This window comes from Mucilaginibacter sp. PPCGB 2223, assembly GCF_001705515.1.
GTDB lineage: Bacteria > Bacteroidota > Bacteroidia > Sphingobacteriales > Sphingobacteriaceae > Mucilaginibacter.
In genome coordinates this window covers 115,392-132,062 of record NZ_MDJS01000003.1, presented here as the reverse complement: position 1 = coordinate 132,062, position 16,671 = coordinate 115,392, and the positions used below count along the sequence as shown (strand labels likewise).

General features: G+C 46.8%; 16 protein-coding genes. 5 read left to right on the top strand and 11 right to left on the bottom strand.

Annotated features, from left to right (window positions below; all coding sequences use genetic code 11):
* Nucleotides 1-395: 395 nt before the first annotated feature.
* The 7 genes from BEL04_RS15375 to kbl all read right to left on the bottom strand — a co-directional run bounded on the left by BEL04_RS15375 (nucleotide 396) and on the right by kbl (nucleotide 6,387).
* Entirely contained in the window at nucleotides 396-1,139 is a 744-nt protein-coding gene (locus tag BEL04_RS15375; RefSeq protein ID WP_066006237.1) for a ferritin-like domain-containing protein, read from the bottom strand.
* Nucleotides 1,140-1,360: 221 nt separating this feature from the next.
* Nucleotides 1,361-2,113, bottom strand: a complete 753-nt coding sequence (locus BEL04_RS15370; protein WP_066005630.1) for a hypothetical protein — start codon at nucleotides 2,111-2,113, stop codon at nucleotides 1,361-1,363.
* Between the two features lie 133 nt (nucleotides 2,114-2,246).
* Nucleotides 2,247-2,825, bottom strand: a complete 579-nt coding sequence (locus BEL04_RS15365; RefSeq protein WP_066005625.1) for a TetR/AcrR family transcriptional regulator — start codon at nucleotides 2,823-2,825, stop codon at nucleotides 2,247-2,249.
* A gap of 3 nt (nucleotides 2,826-2,828) precedes the next feature.
* Nucleotides 2,829-3,239, bottom strand: coding sequence for a nitrite reductase (NAD(P)H) small subunit (locus BEL04_RS15360; RefSeq protein WP_066005623.1), 411 nt, complete (start codon nucleotides 3,237-3,239; stop codon nucleotides 2,829-2,831).
* Nucleotides 3,240-3,363: 124 nt separating this feature from the next.
* Nucleotides 3,364-4,398 carry a phenylalanine--tRNA ligase subunit alpha gene (gene pheS / locus BEL04_RS15355; protein ID WP_066005620.1) on the bottom strand — a complete coding sequence of 345 codons (1,035 nt, stop codon included), beginning with the start codon at nucleotides 4,396-4,398 and terminating at the stop codon, nucleotides 3,364-3,366.
* Nucleotides 4,385-5,116, bottom strand: coding sequence for a hypothetical protein (locus tag BEL04_RS15350; RefSeq protein ID WP_066005618.1), 732 nt, complete (start codon nucleotides 5,114-5,116; stop codon nucleotides 4,385-4,387). Before BEL04_RS15350 ends, pheS begins: the two co-directional genes overlap by 14 nt.
* An 80-nt stretch (nucleotides 5,117-5,196) precedes the next feature.
* A complete protein-coding gene (gene kbl, locus BEL04_RS15345) occupies nucleotides 5,197-6,387 on the bottom strand; it encodes a glycine C-acetyltransferase (protein ID WP_066005614.1) in 1,191 nt (396 codons plus the stop codon).
* Between the two features lie 136 nt (nucleotides 6,388-6,523).
* Between kbl and BEL04_RS15340 the strand changes: the two genes are divergently transcribed.
* From BEL04_RS15340 to BEL04_RS15325, 4 genes are all read left to right on the top strand, one after another.
* Nucleotides 6,524-8,959, top strand: a complete 2,436-nt coding sequence (locus BEL04_RS15340; RefSeq protein ID WP_066005613.1) for a DUF5686 and carboxypeptidase regulatory-like domain-containing protein — start codon at nucleotides 6,524-6,526, stop codon at nucleotides 8,957-8,959.
* 155 nt (nucleotides 8,960-9,114) lie between these two features.
* Nucleotides 9,115-10,050 carry a rhodanese-related sulfurtransferase gene (locus BEL04_RS15335; RefSeq protein WP_066005609.1) on the top strand — a complete coding sequence of 312 codons (936 nt, stop codon included), beginning with the start codon at nucleotides 9,115-9,117 and terminating at the stop codon, nucleotides 10,048-10,050.
* Nucleotides 10,051-10,189: 139 nt separating this feature from the next.
* On the top strand, nucleotides 10,190-10,981 hold the full coding sequence (locus BEL04_RS15330) for a prolyl oligopeptidase family serine peptidase (protein ID WP_066005608.1): 792 nt from the start codon (nucleotides 10,190-10,192) through the stop codon (nucleotides 10,979-10,981).
* Nucleotides 10,982-11,269: 288 nt separating this feature from the next.
* Nucleotides 11,270-11,821: a type 1 glutamine amidotransferase domain-containing protein gene (locus BEL04_RS15325; protein ID WP_066005606.1), complete on the top strand. Its 552-nt coding sequence runs from the start codon at nucleotides 11,270-11,272 to the stop codon at nucleotides 11,819-11,821.
* A gap of 146 nt (nucleotides 11,822-11,967) precedes the next feature.
* On the opposite strand, the gene gap is transcribed toward BEL04_RS15325, so the two are convergent.
* From gap to pfkA, 3 genes are read right to left on the bottom strand one after another with little or no spacing between them, the layout of a single operon-like run.
* Nucleotides 11,968-12,963 (bottom strand): type I glyceraldehyde-3-phosphate dehydrogenase, encoded by a 996-nt coding sequence (gene gap, locus BEL04_RS15320; protein ID WP_066005604.1) that lies wholly within the window; start codon nucleotides 12,961-12,963, stop codon nucleotides 11,968-11,970.
* 8 nt (nucleotides 12,964-12,971) lie between these two features.
* Nucleotides 12,972-13,820: a BadF/BadG/BcrA/BcrD ATPase family protein gene (locus BEL04_RS15315; protein ID WP_066005602.1), complete on the bottom strand. Its 849-nt coding sequence runs from the start codon at nucleotides 13,818-13,820 to the stop codon at nucleotides 12,972-12,974.
* A 4-nt stretch (nucleotides 13,821-13,824) separates the two neighbouring features.
* Nucleotides 13,825-14,805, bottom strand: coding sequence for a 6-phosphofructokinase (gene pfkA / locus BEL04_RS15310; RefSeq protein ID WP_066005601.1), 981 nt, complete (start codon nucleotides 14,803-14,805; stop codon nucleotides 13,825-13,827).
* Between the two features lie 128 nt (nucleotides 14,806-14,933).
* On the opposite strand from pfkA, the gene BEL04_RS15305 reads away from it, so the two are divergent.
* On the top strand, nucleotides 14,934-15,623 hold the full coding sequence (locus tag BEL04_RS15305) for an NUDIX domain-containing protein (protein WP_083227953.1): 690 nt from the start codon (nucleotides 14,934-14,936) through the stop codon (nucleotides 15,621-15,623).
* Between the two features lie 216 nt (nucleotides 15,624-15,839).
* Here the strand turns inward: BEL04_RS15305 and BEL04_RS15300 are convergent, their stop codons facing one another.
* The gene (locus BEL04_RS15300) at nucleotides 15,840-16,517 is read right to left on the bottom strand and encodes a hypothetical protein (RefSeq protein WP_066005598.1); all 678 of its coding nucleotides are present in this window, start codon (nucleotides 16,515-16,517) and stop codon (nucleotides 15,840-15,842) included.
* Nucleotides 16,518-16,671 lie beyond the last annotated feature (154 nt).

The following is a 16,671-nucleotide window of genomic DNA, read 5'->3' as shown; positions in this document are numbered from 1 at the left end:
TATTTCTGGCAGAAAGCAGAAACTAATCACTTCATACAGAAATAGAGGCCGGTAACCGATAATATTTGGAGAAAAATTACTGCCGAAAGCCTCTTGGCACCCGTTATTTTGACAGGCGCGAACAGATATGCCGCAGCAGATAATGAATACACTGCTAATGCGAAGCCTGTAACTATTAAAAGATTCGGACCTTCAGGATCATTGAAAAAGAAAAAAAACATCCTTGAGCAAATGACAGCCGTTGCCGCCAATACGATTAATGAGGTCTTTTTCGACTTGAAATACAGGTGTTCGATGTGATTATTCATGTTCATAAGATAAGTATTTTAGAAATTATGAAAAAAAATTTAGCTGGAGATTCTTTAGCTTGCTATTGTCGGTTTATTTCTTTGATCTTAAATTGCAGCGCTATCTAATTGTGTGCTTATGCGTTGCGTTATAAAGTGTAAAGTTTTCTGGTATTTTAAAATCATTTTGTGTATGTACACGTTGAAGCTGTTGCCCCCGGCTCTAAACAGGCTGCGGTGTGCAAACCATACCAGGGCAGCTGTGGCATAAAAAAAATACTTATAAGCCAGCTTTCGCCAGGATTTTGAGAACCCAGGCTTGTTATGATAGATCATAGCCAGGCGCTCTGTTTGAAAGGTGATATGGTAAGCCTCATCAATTAATATATCGGTACATATTTGCCTGAGCAGATCACATTGAGTAGCATCCTTTAAAGCCTGGTAAAAAACCTGGGCGGTGCTTTCAACTACGATCACGGCCAGCGTCCATATCTCCATACTGGTGTTAAAGTACCTTATTTTACGAAACAGGGTATCGCCCCAGTTTTGCCTTATCCGCGGCTGGCCAATTTCGTCCAGGTACCGGCCCAGGTTATTACCATGCTTTTGTTCTTCTTTAATAAATAACCGTACAGCGTCCACATAATCGGCATCGCCGATTTTATGGGCATATTTGGTCGAAGCGGCGATCAGATGCAGCCCTTCTGATGTTTCGCCCAGTTGCCAGGCTTGTAACGATGGCAGTATAGTTTTAATTTCATCGGCAGAGATTTCAGGTCCGGCAGCCCAATAGATCCGGTTTTTGGTTGCATTTTCCTTGAAATGATTTATCCAGTAATTACTTGTGTGCATATTTTTTTGGGTTTTTAAAGTACTTTGTATTTCAGAGTTAATAACTAAAAATATAACCGATGTTAGCTGGCTGCTACAAAGTAGTTGTTTGACCATAAAGTACTTTGTATTTCAAAGTAAATATAAATACTTTATAAATGCAAATAAATTTAAGTTAAAGATCAAAACAGGGTAGGGTTTGAAGTCGGATACGTGCGGGTAACAGGGCGGCGGAGGGGCGTTCAACTCACCATATCGCGCATTTCGAGCTTGGCTTTAGCTGCCCAGGCGCGGGCATTTTTCTTTTCCATCGAGCTTAGTTGCGGTACCTCGTCCAGTATTTCGTTAAAGATACGTTCGGCATCCTGAGGCCGATTCTGGCGTTTCAGGAATAAGCCGTATTCGTAACGTTGCTCAAAGCAGGAGTAGCGGCCCTTCATCGCTTTAAATTCTTTTTCGGCCAGTTCGGTCTCGCCGGTATGCTCCAGTGCCTGGGCGTAAAGTAAATGGGCAGTCGATTTTGGGAACTTCTGTGATCGTGATATCTTTTTCGCGATATTGATCACATCGCTATATTTTTCCTGCCTGTAGTAAATAACCAGTAACTGCGACAGCCCGTGCTCGTTATCAGCAAACGAGCCGGTCAACGCGCCCTCGTACAACTCCTGTGCATTATCGATATAGCCTGCAGCCAGATAGGCATCAGCCAGTTTAATTTTGTTAGCAAAGGTATCCGAGAAGCGCAACTCATTCTCCAGTTTTTTGAGCTTGCCGCCGGGGTTGACGATGGCGCCTACATCTATTTTGGGGCGACGAACACCGCGCGATGAGAACACTTCCGAAAAAAGATAAATGACTGAACCTATAACCGGCACAAACACGATTATCCATAGCCAATTATTCAGGGTGCCACGCCTGTAGGCATGAAAGCAGCAAAAAGCCTGCAATGCAACAGGGATATAATAATACCCACTTAAATGGAACAGGTTGAACATATTACCTGTAAAAATAAAAAAATATGTGAGGAATAGATGCGCGGACCCAATGATTATCTTGCACCTAAATAAACTCGTATGGATTACAATTACGAGGCTGCCATCCTTTTAGCTACGGGTTTAATCGCTTGTTTTATTTCAGCGCCGCCTTTACCAGATAAGGCAATATCTCTTTTTGAAAGGATACGAAGTTTTTGCGCACGTCCGAATCGCTTACCGAGGTAAAGGCAAAGCTGAAAACGATGCTTTTGCTCGATTTGATGAGAAAACGCAGGCGCTGGGGGTAGGTTTCGTCTTTACGGAAATCGCTCACCTTGGTAAAAGAGCTGATGAGCAGTTCTTCGAGCTCGTTGCTCAGGCTTTTTAAAAAATCCTGGCTGTTGGTGCTTTCGCGGATAAAATCCCAGCCGATAAACTCGTTGCAAATGGTATAACTCAGGCGGCTGGTTTTCATGATGAGATTGGTGAGGTGGGTTTCCTCGTCCATCTCGTTGTTGTAATTGTGGATCAGGTCATCCACGCTAACCTTGATATAATCCATCAGCAGGGCGTGTAAAACATCTTCCTTGCTTTCAAAATATTTATAAATGGTGGCCTTGGCTATTTTGGCCCGGCGGGCAATTTCGTTTACGCTTGTTTTATGGTAACCAAATTTCCTGAACAACTCCTGAGCAGCTTTTTTGATGCTCTCTTTTATTTTATCAACTTCCATTTATTAGTTGTATACCGATATTTCATTATTACCCACATTAACCGTGTACGATTTTAACGATCGTGTTGCGGGGGCCTTTACCGGCGACCCGTCGGTTAACGAAAACTTCGACCCGCTGCACGGATCGGTTACGGTTAACGTAGGGCTATCCAGCGTAACAGCGCACTTTTTTTCGGGCTGGTAGCTGCTGCACCTGTCGTACGCCGCATAACCGCCGTTAGGCTCGCGGTAGATAATGATACCTGCCACGCCACCGGTTAGTAAAACTGCCCCGCCATAACTGTTCAAGGCAGCTAAACGCGGATCAGAAAGCGGCGCGCTAAAGCTTACCGGTACATCCGGAATATAGCCCTGGTTACTTTTACCACAACTCCAGCACAGCAATATCAAAGCTAAGGCCCAATATTTCTTCATCAATATAAGCATAAAAGTATCCTTAATTTATGAACTACCGAAATGCCCGCCAATTTTACTAAATACGTTTTGTTATACCCTTATGGTTTTGCAAAAAACGTACACCTTGCTAATCCCCCGCCGGTTAAATAACTTCGGTTTGGAACTGGCCCAGGAAGCGGACATCATTCTCCGAGAACAAACGCAGATCCCGTATCACATATTTTAAGTTGGTGATGCGCTCAATGCCCATCCCAAATGCAAAGCCGGTATATTTTTTACTGTCGATGCCGCAGTTCTCCAATACATTAGGGTCGACCATGCCGCAACCCAGTATCTCAACCCAGCCACTATATTTACACATATTGCAGCCTGCGCCTTTGCAGATGGTGCACGACACGTCCATCTCGGCCGATGGCTCGGTGAAAGGGAAATACGACGGGCGGAAACGCACCTGCGTACCTTCGCCGTAAAGCTCCTGCACAAAGTGGTAAAGCGTTTGTTTCAGATCGCTGAACGATACATTCTCATCAACATACAAACCCTCAACCTGGTGGAAAAAGCAATGCGCACGTGCCGAAATAGCTTCGTTACGGTACACGCGGCCGGGCATAATAGCACGGAAAGGCGGTTTGCCGGCTTCCATCATCCGTACCTGTACAGATGAGGTATGCGTACGCAAAGCGATGTCGTTACCTGCGCCCTTTTTGATAAAGAAGGTATCCTGCATATCGCGGGCGGGGTGCTCTTCGGGGAAGTTGAGCGCCGAAAAGTTATGCCAGTCGTCCTCGATCTCCGGGCCCTCGGCAACCACAAAGCCTAAGCGCTTAAATATGTCCACGATCTCGTTACGCACCAGCGATAAGGGGTGGCGCGAACCCACAGCCATGCCATCGCCCGGCAATGTAAGATCAAGTTGCGAGCTTTCAGTTGCGGGTTGCGAGTCGAACTGCTCCTTAAGGTCCTGGTATTTGGCTTCGGCAAACTGCTTAAACTCGTTCAATACCTTGCCAAACGTGCGTTTTTCTTCGGGGCTAACAGTTTTAAATTCTTCGAACAGGTTTTTAATTAAGCCTTTGGTGCCCAAAAATTTAATGCGGAAGGCCTCCAGCTCGTCGGCTTTGCCTGTCGCGAAGGCTTTGATCTCGGCAGTGTACCGGTCTATTTTATCTTGTATCATTATATCGTTTTACAATTTCGTCTAAGTCGTCGTAGGTTAGTTTACCGGAGTTGATCTCCTGCACCAGCTCACGGTTATCGGCAAAGTAGCGTAACATCAACCGTTTAAAAGCACGCTTATCGTTGGGTACATAGATGTATCCCCATTGGCCTTTACGCTGCAAATATAATGCGTCCTGACTAATAGTCCCATCGGCACCGCGATAATAACGGTAAGGATAGTAGCCATAGCCGCTAAAATTATTGATATTCGGGTATTCGCGCACCGATTTATACAGGCTCACCTTATTGCCATGGATGAGTTGCTGGGCAAACTGTGTATTCAGAAACATCTGGTTGCCGTAATAACCACGGTAGTAGGGATTCGCCTCGAGTACTATAGTATCTACAAAAGTTTTAAAGGTATCGGTGCCGGCTACAAAGCCGTTAATATCCTTTGGCCCGTAACGCTTTATTTTATTGGTAAGCGTATCTTTAAAAATGGCAACGCTGCCGTTAAAACGCACCCAACCATACAGCAGGCTATCATCGGGCATTACCAGGTAACCGCTGGCAAAATCTTTTACGCTGAATTTGGTATCGGTTACAACGGTACGTCGCGGAGCATCGCTGGTATCTTTGCCGTACATGTCGTCAACGATCTTCTTTTTTTGAGCGAAGCCGTTTTGTGTGAAGGTAAATATAGGGAGTAATGATAATAAAAGGGCTAAACGTTTCATGTATGTAAATGATTAAAGAAAGATAACGATTAACTCTTAAAAATCATATCCAGGCTCATATTTTGCTTAATGTAAGATATTTACCTGATCACGCCCAGCTCTTTGCCCACTTTGGTAAAAGCAGCGATGGCTTTGTCCAGATGGTGGGTATCGTGCCCGGCCGATATCTGAACGCGGATGCGCGCTTTGCCCTGCGGCACCACGGGATAATAAAAACCGATGACATAAATGCCTTCTTCCAGCATTCGTGCGGCAAAGGTTTGCGATAGCTTGGCATCGTACAGCATTACAGGCACGATAGGGTGTACGCCGGGTTTGATATCGAAACCTGCATCGGTCATGGCCTTGCGGAAGTATTGCGTGTTTTTTTCGAGCTTGTCGCGAAGCTCGGTGGTTTCGCTCAGCATATCAATTACAGCTATCGAAGCGCCGGTGATGGCAGGGGCGAGGGTGTTGGAGAACAGGTACGGCCTGGAGCGCTGGCGGAGCATATCGATGATCTCTTTTTTGCCGGAGGTAAACCCGCCCGACGCACCGCCCAGGGCTTTACCAAGCGTACCGGTGATGATATCGATCTTATCTATTACGTTGTGATGCTCGTGCGTACCGCGGCCTGTTTTGCCCATAAAGCCGGAGCAATGACTCTCGTCGATCATCACCAAAGCATTGTATTTTTCGGACAAGGCACAAATTTTATCCAGTTGCGCGATGGTGCCGTCCATCGAAAATGCGCCGTCGGTAACGATGATGCGGTGGCGCAGGTTTTGCGTTTCCCGGAGTTTGGCTTCGAGGTCAGCCATGTCATCGTGTTTGTAACGGTAGCGCTGTGCCTTACACAACCTTACGCCGTCGATGATGGAGGCGTGGTTGAGTTCGTCGGATATGATCGCATCCTGATCGTTAAACAAAGGTTCGAAAACACCGCCGTTCGCATCAAAAGCAGCAGCATACAGGATGGTGTCTTCGGTACCTAAAAACTCCGACAGCTTGCGCTCCAGTTCTTTATGGATATCCTGCGTACCACAAATAAAGCGCACCGACGACATGCCATAGCCATGCGTATCAATAGCTGCTTTAGCTGCTGCGATAACCTTGGGATGCGATGACAGGCCCAGGTAATTATTCGCACAAAAGTTGATGACGTGCTGGCCGCCGGTAACGGTAATATCGGCGCCTTGCGGTGAGGTAATCACACGTTCGCGTTTATACAGGCCAGCTTTTTCAATTTCGGCAAGCTCTTGTTCCAGTACAGGTTTCAGGGTATTGTACATAATGGTTAGTCAGTTTACTGCTGCGAAATTAAGCAATACCGTCCATTTCCCGGCAAGGGGATTATCATTTCAAAATAATACTATCTGGCAACTCAAACTTTTTTAGCCTGAAGCAGCTTTTATAAGCAGTTACTATATGAAAAATAATTTATTGCTGCTTTTTGCCCTGATTATGACCATCCAGGTTTCGGCACAGCAGGTTGTGTTAACAGGTAAAGTAACCAGTGCGCTGGGCGACCCGGTGGCTTTTGCTTCGGTATACGTTAAAGGCACTACGCAGGGTACTGCAGGTAATACCGAAGGGATTTATCAGTTGAAGCTTAACCCGGGCAAATACCACCTCATTTACCGTGCTATCGGTTATAAACAACTCACCGAAGATATCGAAATCAGTACCAATACGCCTGGTCATGCCGTACAACTGCAAAAGGAGGATTACCAGTTAAAGCCGGGCGATAATGGAGATAAAGCCTATGATATCATCCGTAAGGCTATCGGCAAACGGGCTGCCTATCTCGCAGAAACCAAGGGCTACTCGTGTAACGTGTACATCAGGGGGACGCAAAAACTGATCAGCGCGCCTAAAAGTTTGCTAACGCCGGCAGTAGCCACGCAATTGATGCTCGGGCCGGATGGAAAAGGTATCCTGTATCTATCAGAATCGCAATCGCAATTTAATTACGACGGGCCGCACCGGTATAAGGAGATCATGGTGTCGTCAAAAGCGGCGGGCAATAACAACGCTTTTAATTTTAACCGGGCAGCCGACCTGCAGGTTAACTTTTATAAAAATATTTTTGATATCGAAGGCCTTAATCCGCGCGGTTTTATATCGCCCATTGCCGACAGGGCCTTAAATTATTACGATTACAAACTGCTGGGTACCGTTATCGAAAGCGGGCACCTTATTTACAAGATACAGGTGTTGCCAAAGCTGGTACACGGCGCAACTTTTGCCGGCAATATTTACATTACTGATGGCGACTGGCGTATTTACAATGCGCACCTGTACGTTACGAAAAAGGCGGGCATTAACCTGGTAGATACGTTGAATATCGATCAGCAATACATGAACCTGCAGGGCGATGTGTGGCAGCCTGCATCGGTAGCATTTACCTTTAGCGGGAATGTTTTTGGCTTCAGGTTTGATGGTTATATACTGGGTTGCTATACCGATTATAACCTCGATCCTAAATTCCCCGATAATTTTTTTAACGGAGAGGTGGTCCATATCGATGAGCAAACCGCCCGGCGCGATTCGGCTTACTGGTCGCAAAACCGCCCTGTGCCTTTATCGCCCGAAGAGGCGCGTAATTATAAGCTGCGCGATGCGATAGCCCAGCAGCACGAAACACCAAAATACCTCGATTCGCTGCAACGCGAAAAAAACAAATTTAACCCGGTAGGTTACGTTTTCTTTGTCGATTCGGTGGTCAACTTCCGCCGCAAAACGTCATTGAGCTTCCCCCCTTTGTACGAGACTGTTTTTTATAATACCGTGGAGGGTTGGGGGATCAACTTTAAGCCTGCGTACAACAAGCAGTTTGAATATGGCAGGCAATACTCCATTGCCCCAAACCTGCGCTATGGTTTCGCCAATAAGCTGCTCAATGCCAACATCAGCGCAAGCTATGCCTACGATGCGCTAAACAGGGCCATGGTTTACGGGAGCTTTGGCAGCGACATACTGGATATCAACAGCGAATCGTCGGTAAGCCAGTTCAGCAATACGATAAGCACGCTGTTTTTTAAAAGCAATGCCTTAAAGCTCTACCGATCGCGCTATTTGCGGATAGGCCTGCAGCGCGATATGGCCCGCGGACTGCTGTTCGACGGGCAGATAGAATACGCCAAACGTAATGCGCTGGTGAATAACACGGTGTTCGCATTTCAAAACAGCACTTTTACGTCAAATAATCCGGTTACACCGCTAACCGACTACCCGATACTTTTTACGGAAAACAATGCAGTCACACTAAAAGTATCAGCTACTTATAACTTTATGCAGGAGTATACCACCACTCCCGCCGGCAGGTTTGATGCACCATCAAAATATCCGCAGATTAAAATAACTTACCGCAAGGGCATTAAAAGTGTATTAGGCTCCGACGTGGATTATGATTACGGCGAGATAGAAGTGATACAGGACAGGGTTAAAACCGGCGTTTATGGTTATACCTCGTATATGTTTAAAGCCGGCAATTTTTTTAACAACACCGCCCTTATATATCCCGATTACAAACAGTTTAAAGGTAACCAGGGTTTAACTTTTACCCCTGTGATCGGAAGTTTCCATTTTCTACCGTATTATACCTACAACAGCACCAGTTTTTTGGAAGGGCATATCGAGCATAATTTTTCGGGATATTTTTTTAACCGTATTGCCGGTTTAAGGGTGCTTAAGCTGGAGGAGATCATTGGTGCAAACTATCTTACCCAACCGGGCGACAATCACAATTATACCGAGTTTTATGTCGGGATGCAGCGCTTTTTTTTCAGGCTTGATTACGGTGTATCGTACCAGGGGCCAACCAAATACCAGCAGGGGATAAGGATTTATTATGGGTTTTAATTAAGTCCGGAAGTCCGCGAGTCGGAAAGTCCGCAAGATAGACCATCAACTCCTAACCTATTTTTCACTTCGGACTTGCGGACTTTCTGTCTTTCGGACTTATTCCTTATCTTTGCGGCTCATTAAACGCTGTTTGCAGCAGTATCAATGTATTTATGAGCACATACCAAACACTACTGTATTATTGTTATTCGACAATAAGCGAGGCGGAGCAATACGCCGCCGATCACTTAAAATTTTGTAAATCGCTTAACCTGGTGGGACGCATCATCGTGGCCGATGAAGGCTTGAACGGTACCGTATCTGGCACTGCCGAAAGCTGCGCCACCTACATGCAAACCCTGCATGCCGACCCGCGCTTCGCAGGTATCGATTTTAAGATTGATGAGGTTGAAGAGCCTTCGTTTGTTAAAATGCATGTGCGCTACAAAAGCGAGATCGTACACTCAGGCCTGCGCGACCCTAACATCATCAACCCGCAAAAACAAACCGGCAAACACCTGGAGCCCAAAGATTTTTTAGCTATGAAGGACCGTGACGATGTAATTGTGCTCGACGTGCGTTCCAACTACGAGCATTCGGTAGGGAAATTCAAAAATGCGGTGACACTGGATATTGAGAACTTCCGCGATTTCCCATCCAAAATAAACGAACTTGCCCGATACAAGGATAAAAAGATACTAACCTACTGCACCGGCGGCATTAAATGCGAAAAAGCATCGGCCCTGTTGCTGCACGAAGGTTTTACCGATGTGTACCAGCTGCATGGCGGTATCATCAAATATGGTAAAGAGGCCGGCGGCGAGGATTTTGAAGGTAAATGTTATGTGTTCGATAACCGGCTGACCGTTGACGTTAACGCCGTTAACCCTAAGGTGATATCAACCTGTTACAACTGCGGCACCGTTACCGCCAAGATGATCAACTGCGCCAACCCCGAGTGCAACGAGCATTTTACCCAGTGCGATGCCTGCGGCGAAAGATTGGATGGCTGCTGCTCTGATGCCTGCCAGCAACATCCGCGCAAGCGTGTTTATGATGGAACCGGGTATTACGTTAAAGTACCGCAGCCGGCGAACGTGAAGAAGTAGCCCCTCCCAACCCTCCCCGGTAGGGAGGGCTTAAAGACGGCTTTTAAAAAAGTCTCCCCTGCAGGGGGAGATTTAGAGGGGGCTTAAAACTATTGCTGATAGTTTTGCGTTGACAGATAAATCAAAATCAGATACCCGAATGATAAACCGCACCACCTGCCTTATTGCTGCCTTGCTTTTCACTACCGCAGTTAACGCTCTTGCCCAGGATTATAACATGTACGAACATGGCAGTTACATCCACAAAAAAGATACCCTGCCGTATCGTATATTGTTCCCCGAGCATTTCGATCCCAATCAAAAGTATCCCTTGGTATTTGTGCTGCATGGCAGCGGCGAACGCGGTAATGATAATAAATCGCAGCTTGTGCACGGCGGGCAATTGTTTTTGCAGGTACGTTACCGGGAGAAGTTTCCAGCTATTGTAGTTTTCCCGCAATGCCCGGCAGATGGGTCGTGGAGCAACCGGGTTATTGAAAAAGATGCTAACGGCAAGGAGAAGCAGTTGTTCCGAGTTGGCGGTGAACCTACACCGGCCATGCGGATGCTGCTGGGGTGTGTCGACCAGTTTCTGGATAAACCTTTTGTGGATAAGCACCGGGTGTACATAGGCGGATTAAGCAACGGCGGTATGGGTACTTTCGAGATACTGCGCCGCAAGCCCGATGTATTTGCAGCGGCTTTTGCCATCTGCGGCGGCGATAATACCCGCAACGCCAAAATATACGCGCAAAAAGTACCGATGTGGATATTCCACGGCGAAAAGGATGATGTAGTGCTGTACCAGCATTCGCTCATTATGGTCGATGCCATTAAAGCTGCCGGGGGCCACCCCAAATTTACGCTTTACGCGAACGATGGCCATAATAGCTGGGACGATGCCTTTGCCGAACCTGATTTGCTGCCCTGGTTGTTCGGGAATAGCAAGTAGTAGTTGTTGGTGACAACACCAACAACGGGCGAGTAGTTTATAGTCCGAAAGTCGAGGAGACCGAAAGTCCGAAAGATGGAGGGGCAACTATAAGTACTTTCAATTTTTGTTTCATTTTGAATTTCTAACATGTTTTAATCGCTATTAATAGCAAAAAAACATAGATAATTTCTTTCGGACTTTCGGACTGCGGACTTTCGGACTCGCTTCATTTAAAACTTCTCAAAACCATTCGTTGTGCTGCCTGTAGTTATAGATGTATTAATTATAAATTAAAATATCTATACTATGGCAACGCTGAGTGGAAAAAGAGTAGCCATCCTTACAGAGGAAGGCTTTGAGCAGGTTGAATTGACAAGTCCGAAAGCGGCGCTTGAAGCAGCCGGGGCGGCAGTGCACATCATATCGCCCAACGGAAAAAGCAGGATCAAGGCATGGGATCAAACCGACTGGGGAATCGAGGTAGAGGTTGACCGTAAGTTAAGCGAAGCCAGCCCCGACGATTATGATGCACTGGTGCTGCCCGGCGGTGTTTTAAACCCGGATAAGTTGCGGCAGAATAAAGACGCGGTTGCCTTTGCTTCGGCGTTTTTGGATGAAAGCAAGCCGTTAGCCGCCATTTGCCACGGGCCGCAATTGCTGATCGAGACCGGGATGATCAAAGGGCGCAACTTAACGTCGTTCCCATCTTTACAAACCGATTTGAAAAATGCCGGTGCCGATTGGGTAGATGAGCAGGTTGTTGTAGATAACGGGCTGGTAACCAGTCGCAGCCCTGCCGATCTGGAAGCTTTCAACAAAAAGATGATCGAAGAGATTGCGGAGGGTGTGCACGTTTAGGCAGAGTCGGCAAGTCCGCAGTCCGAAAGTCCGCAGATGAAAGGTCAATAGAAATAGAAAGCCCGGAGTTTATTTCCGGGCTTTCTGGCTTTTAAGTATCGTAGTCACAATCTTTCGGACTTACGGACTCTCAACTTACGGACTAATTACAGTTTTCCAACTTCCTGAACCATATCGATCAGTTTGTTTGAGTAACCCCATTCATTATCGTACCATGATACCACTTTAACAAAGTGATCGTTTAACGAGATACCTGCTTTGGCATCAAATATCGAGGTGCGGGCATCGCCTTTAAAATCTTCAGATACTACTTCGTCTTCGGTATAACCTAAAATACCTTTCAATTCGCCTTCTGATGCTTCTTTCATCGCAGCTTTAACCTGCTCATAAGTAGCAGGTGTTTTTAAGCGGGCGGTTAAGTCAACCACCGATACGTCGGCAACCGGGACACGGAAGCTCATACCGGTTAATTTACCTTTCAGCTCAGGCAGAACCAAACCAACAGCTTTAGCAGCGCCGGTTGATGAAGGGATGATGTTCTGGTAAGCGCCGCGGCCGCCTCTCCAGTCTTTAGCCGATGGGCCGTCAACTGTTTTTTGGGTGGCGGTTACCGCGTGGATAGTGCTCATCAAACCTTCTTCGATGCCGAATTTGTCGTTCAATACTTTAGCAATAGGCGCTAAACAGTTGGTAGTACACGATGCGTTCGAGATAATGTGCTGATCTGCTTTTAACGATTTATGATTAACACCCATTACAAAAGTAGGGGTATCGTCTTTAGCGGGTGCGCTCATCACTACTTTTTTAGCACCGGCATCGATGTGTTTCTGAGCCGATTCCTGGGTCAGGAACAAACCTGTAGACTCGATGATCACTTCGGCGCCAACTTCGTTCCATTTTAAGTTTGCAGGGTCTTTTTCTGCAGTAACACGGATGGTTTTACCATTAACTACCAGGTGACCACCTTCGACAGCGATAGTGCCTTTAAACTGACCGTGGGTCGAATCGTATTTTAACATGTAAGCCATATAATCGGGCTCAACCAAATCGTTGATGCCAACAATTTCGATATCCGGCCTGTCAACAGCGGCCCTGAAAGCTAAACGGCCGATACGGCCGAATCCGTTAATTCCTATTTTCATGATGTTTTCTAATTTTTACTTGAATAATATTTTAATAAATTGTTGATAGGTTCTTTAATGATGTTGCTGATACTGATGTTCATATTGGCAGCGCTTTGCTGCAACTGGTTTTGGAAGGTTGCCGCTACCGAGCCAACAAAATACACCGGGGTATCGGGCTCGGGCCTGAGCAGCGGAACAACATAGGTTGCTATAAACTCGCGGAAACCCGCGGCGACCATATTTTTGATGTATTCGTCGTCCTGGTTATCGTGAATAAAATCGGTAAACGAGCTTAAAAACAGTGCCGGCTGCGATTGCCGGTATACCTTATCCAGTATCTGCTTGCGGTCGTAATCGTAACGTTTGGTAAATTTTTTTGATACCTTTTCGGGAAGGGTTTCGTTGATAAAACCCTTTAAGAGCATTTTGCCCATCCAGCTTGCCGAGCCTTCGTCGCCCAGAATGTAACCCATACCATAATTGTTAGGTACAATTTTCCGGCCATCATAGTAGGCGGCATTGCTGCCACTGCCCAGGATGCAAACAACGCCCTTTTTCTCGCGGCAGCTGGCTATGGCGGCTGCCAATATATCATGCTGTACGTAAACTTTGGCATGTTTAAAAAAGGTTGCCAATGCGTCGTGTACGGTTTTTATCCTTTCGGGAGATGAAGCGCCCGCGGTAAAAAAGTAGATCTTTTTGATCTCTTCGGCATGGTGTATGAGGTTTATATTTTTGTTGAGCAGGGCCCTAATGGCTGCTTCATCACTGAAGTAAGGGTTGATGCCCTGGGTTTTAAAAGTTGCAACGGTTTTATCCCTGATGGCTAAGCGCCAATCGGCATAGTTTGAACCGCTGTATACAACTGCTATCATCGTGTCAGATAGATAATATATTGGTCATTTCCATCAGGTCGTCCTCCAGTTTAAACTCGTGCTGGCTCAGTGCTTCTTCCAGGCTGGTGAGTTTGATCGCATTGCCGCGTAAACCCACCATTTTCTGGCTCTCGCCCTGCAGCAGTGCATTGACCGCCGCATAGCCTAAACGGCTGCCCAAAATACGGTCGAAACTGCTTGGGCTGCCCCCGCGCTGCAGGTGGCCTAAGATAGTAACTTTAGTGTGATATGACTTTATCCTGTCCTTAACAATTTTCGCAATATCGTAAGCTCCGCCATGGTGCTCGCCTTCGGCTACGATAACGATGCTCGATGACTTATTTGGCGAGCTTTCGAGCTTGTTGATCAGATCCTCGATACCTGTTTCGGTTTCGGGCAGCATGATGGCTTCGGCACCGCCGGCAATACCTGCGCGTAAGGCGATGCAGCCCGAATCGCGGCCCATTACTTCGATAAAGAATAAGCGATCGTGTGAATCGGCCGTGTCGCGTATCTTATCGATCGCCTCGATAACGGTATTGGTCGCAGTGTCAAAACCGAGGGTATAATCAGAACCATAAAGGTCGTTATCGATAGTTCCGGGAACGCCGATCACCGCAATATCCGGGTAACGGCGCGAAAAACGTAGGGCACCGGTAAAGGTACCATCGCCTCCTATCACTACCATCGCGTCAACTTCCTGCGCCTTGAGGTTACGGTAAGCCTTCTCCTGGCCTTCGTCGGTACGGAACTCGAGGCACCTCGCTGTTTTTAAAATGGTACCGCCAAGGGCCAGTATATTACTTACCGAACGCGTATGCATAGGGTAGGTGTTGTTATCGATAAGGCCCTGGTAACCCTGCCTTACGCCAATAACTTCCTTATTATTGTAAATGGCGGTGCGTACCACCGCCCTGATGCATGGGTTCATTCCCGGCGCGTCACCTCCTGAGGTTAGAACGGCAATTTTACGAATGTTTTGCATGTGCGGGTAAGGCTTGTTTAGAAACTGCGAATATAGTGTGTAAAATTTACACTAACTAAATTTATTTTTTTATTTTTTCATTCGGATTAACAGCCTATATTTAAATTTTTAAAATAACACTAACCCATTTGGAAACAGGCTTACCCAAATTTGATTCCGCTTTTTCTATCGATTGCGTCATCTTCGGTTTCGAGGCAGGCGAATTGAAGGTATTGCTCATCGAGCGTAACGAAGACCCGTTTAAAGACTGGTGGGCGCTGCCTGGTAACCTGGTTGAGAACGACGAGAGCATCGAAACCGCCGCTACCCGCATTTTATACGAACTTACGGGCCTTCGCGATATGCACATGGAGCAGTTCCATACCTTTGGCGAAATACACCGCCACCCGCTGGGGCGTGTAATCACGGTTGCTTATTACGCGTTGATCCGCATCATAGGGCAAAAGGAAGTAAAGCCTGTTACCCAGTACGCCAAAAAAGCATTTTGGCATGCCATTAATGATTTGCCTAAGCTGGCTTTTGATCATAGCCTGATATTTGATACCAGTATCCAAAAGCTGCGTCGCCGCCTAAGCTACCAGCCCATAGCATTTGAGCTGCTGCCCGAAAAATTCACGCTTACGCAATTGCAATTACTGTACGAGGCTATCTTATCCAAGAAATTAGATAAGCGCAACTTCCGCAAGAAGATGCTGAGCTATGGCTTTTTAAAGGAACTGGATGAGAAGCAGAAAGGCGTGTCGTACCGGGCAGCCAAGTTGTATAAATTCGACAGGCGTAAATACAACAAGATATTCCAGAACGATTTGGAGGGGTAGTGTGGTGAGTGGTGAGTGGTGAGTGGTTGGTGAAGAAATGACTAGCCAGGATGCTTATCCTGGCTCTTGCTTCTTGATTCTATTTTTGGGCGTTCCCTTTGGGCCGGGCTATCCCTGCCCGTCCGGCAGGCGGGCGCTCATACTGCGCAGGGCATTAGTCACAGGCCGGTATCCCTGCCTGCCGGCAGGCGGGCGCTGCTATCCCTAACGCATTTTTTATTCTTTGCCCTCTTCTTTCTTTGGTTTGGTTACACCGGCTTTGAATCGTGGTGTAAAGCCTATTTTGGGTTTAGGCGTTTCTTCGGCTGGCAGAGAGTTATCTTCGGATTTAGCCTCTGTTGGTTGATTGTTGGTGACAACACCAACAACGGCGGGCCTGACACTTTCTTCAGCTTTTGGTTCAGTTTCTGCCACTGATGCAGGTTTGGTAACGCCGGCTTTGAATCGTGGCGTAAAGCCAACTTTGGGTTTAGGTGACTCTTCGTTCCTGGCTTCCGTTGGCAGGTCGGTGGTGGAGGTACCGGCAACGGCCGGAGTCTGGTTCTTTGATTCTTCTGTAACAGGTTGTTCTGTCGCCGGCCTGGTTGCGCCTGATTTAAAGCGTGGCGTAAAACCGACCTTTGGCGCCGGTGCCGCTTCGGGCTTTTCGGTGACCGAGTCGATAATGGTTTGTTCGGCCAGCGGGTTTTCGATCTTCACCTTTTCAACCTTGGGTTCTTCGGGTGTATGGTACAGGCGGCGCAGGTTATTGAACCAGTATTTTTTGGTATGGTCGAAGCTTTTTTCGCCCATTTGCGCATAATGGCTTTCAAATTCGGCAAAAAGCGCCGGCTCGGCAGCTTTAAGCTGCACCAGGTCGATCTTTTTCTTTTTGAAGAATTCTTCGAAAGTCATATTTGCGGCGTTGAATTGTTGGTGATAACACTAACAATGGGCTGGGCGACTTATATTAAATGTCATTGCGAGCGGTAGCGTGGCAATCGCATGCTATACAGGGCGAACATGCTTCCGTGCGATTGCTTCGTACCTCGCAATGACATGATGGTTA

Excerpts from the sequence above, each read along its gene's own strand:
- BEL04_RS15375 (WP_066006237.1), bottom strand. The coding sequence starts at position 1,139 with ATGCACACAAGTAATTACTGGATAAATCATTTCAAGGAAAATGCAACC.
- BEL04_RS15370 (WP_066005630.1), bottom strand. The coding sequence starts at position 2,113 with ATGTTCAACCTGTTCCATTTAAGTGGGTATTATTATATCCCTGTTGCA.
- BEL04_RS15365 (WP_066005625.1), bottom strand. The coding sequence starts at position 2,825 with ATGGAAGTTGATAAAATAAAAGAGAGCATCAAAAAAGCTGCTCAGGAG.
- BEL04_RS15360 (WP_066005623.1), bottom strand. The coding sequence starts at position 3,239 with ATGAAGAAATATTGGGCCTTAGCTTTGATATTGCTGTGCTGGAGTTGT.
- pheS (WP_066005620.1), bottom strand. The coding sequence starts at position 4,398 with ATGATACAAGATAAAATAGACCGGTACACTGCCGAGATCAAAGCCTTC.
- BEL04_RS15350 (WP_066005618.1), bottom strand. The coding sequence starts at position 5,116 with ATGAAACGTTTAGCCCTTTTATTATCATTACTCCCTATATTTACCTTC.
- kbl (WP_066005614.1), bottom strand. The coding sequence starts at position 6,387 with ATGTACAATACCCTGAAACCTGTACTGGAACAAGAGCTTGCCGAAATT.
- BEL04_RS15340 (WP_066005613.1), top strand. The coding sequence starts at position 6,524 with ATGAAAAATAATTTATTGCTGCTTTTTGCCCTGATTATGACCATCCAG.
- BEL04_RS15335 (WP_066005609.1), top strand. The coding sequence starts at position 9,115 with ATGAGCACATACCAAACACTACTGTATTATTGTTATTCGACAATAAGC.
- BEL04_RS15330 (WP_066005608.1), top strand. The coding sequence starts at position 10,190 with ATGATAAACCGCACCACCTGCCTTATTGCTGCCTTGCTTTTCACTACC.
- BEL04_RS15325 (WP_066005606.1), top strand. The coding sequence starts at position 11,270 with ATGGCAACGCTGAGTGGAAAAAGAGTAGCCATCCTTACAGAGGAAGGC.
- gap (WP_066005604.1), bottom strand. The coding sequence starts at position 12,963 with ATGAAAATAGGAATTAACGGATTCGGCCGTATCGGCCGTTTAGCTTTC.
- BEL04_RS15315 (WP_066005602.1), bottom strand. The coding sequence starts at position 13,820 with ATGATAGCAGTTGTATACAGCGGTTCAAACTATGCCGATTGGCGCTTA.
- pfkA (WP_066005601.1), bottom strand. The coding sequence starts at position 14,805 with ATGCAAAACATTCGTAAAATTGCCGTTCTAACCTCAGGAGGTGACGCG.
- BEL04_RS15300 (WP_066005598.1), bottom strand. The coding sequence starts at position 16,517 with ATGACTTTCGAAGAATTCTTCAAAAAGAAAAAGATCGACCTGGTGCAG.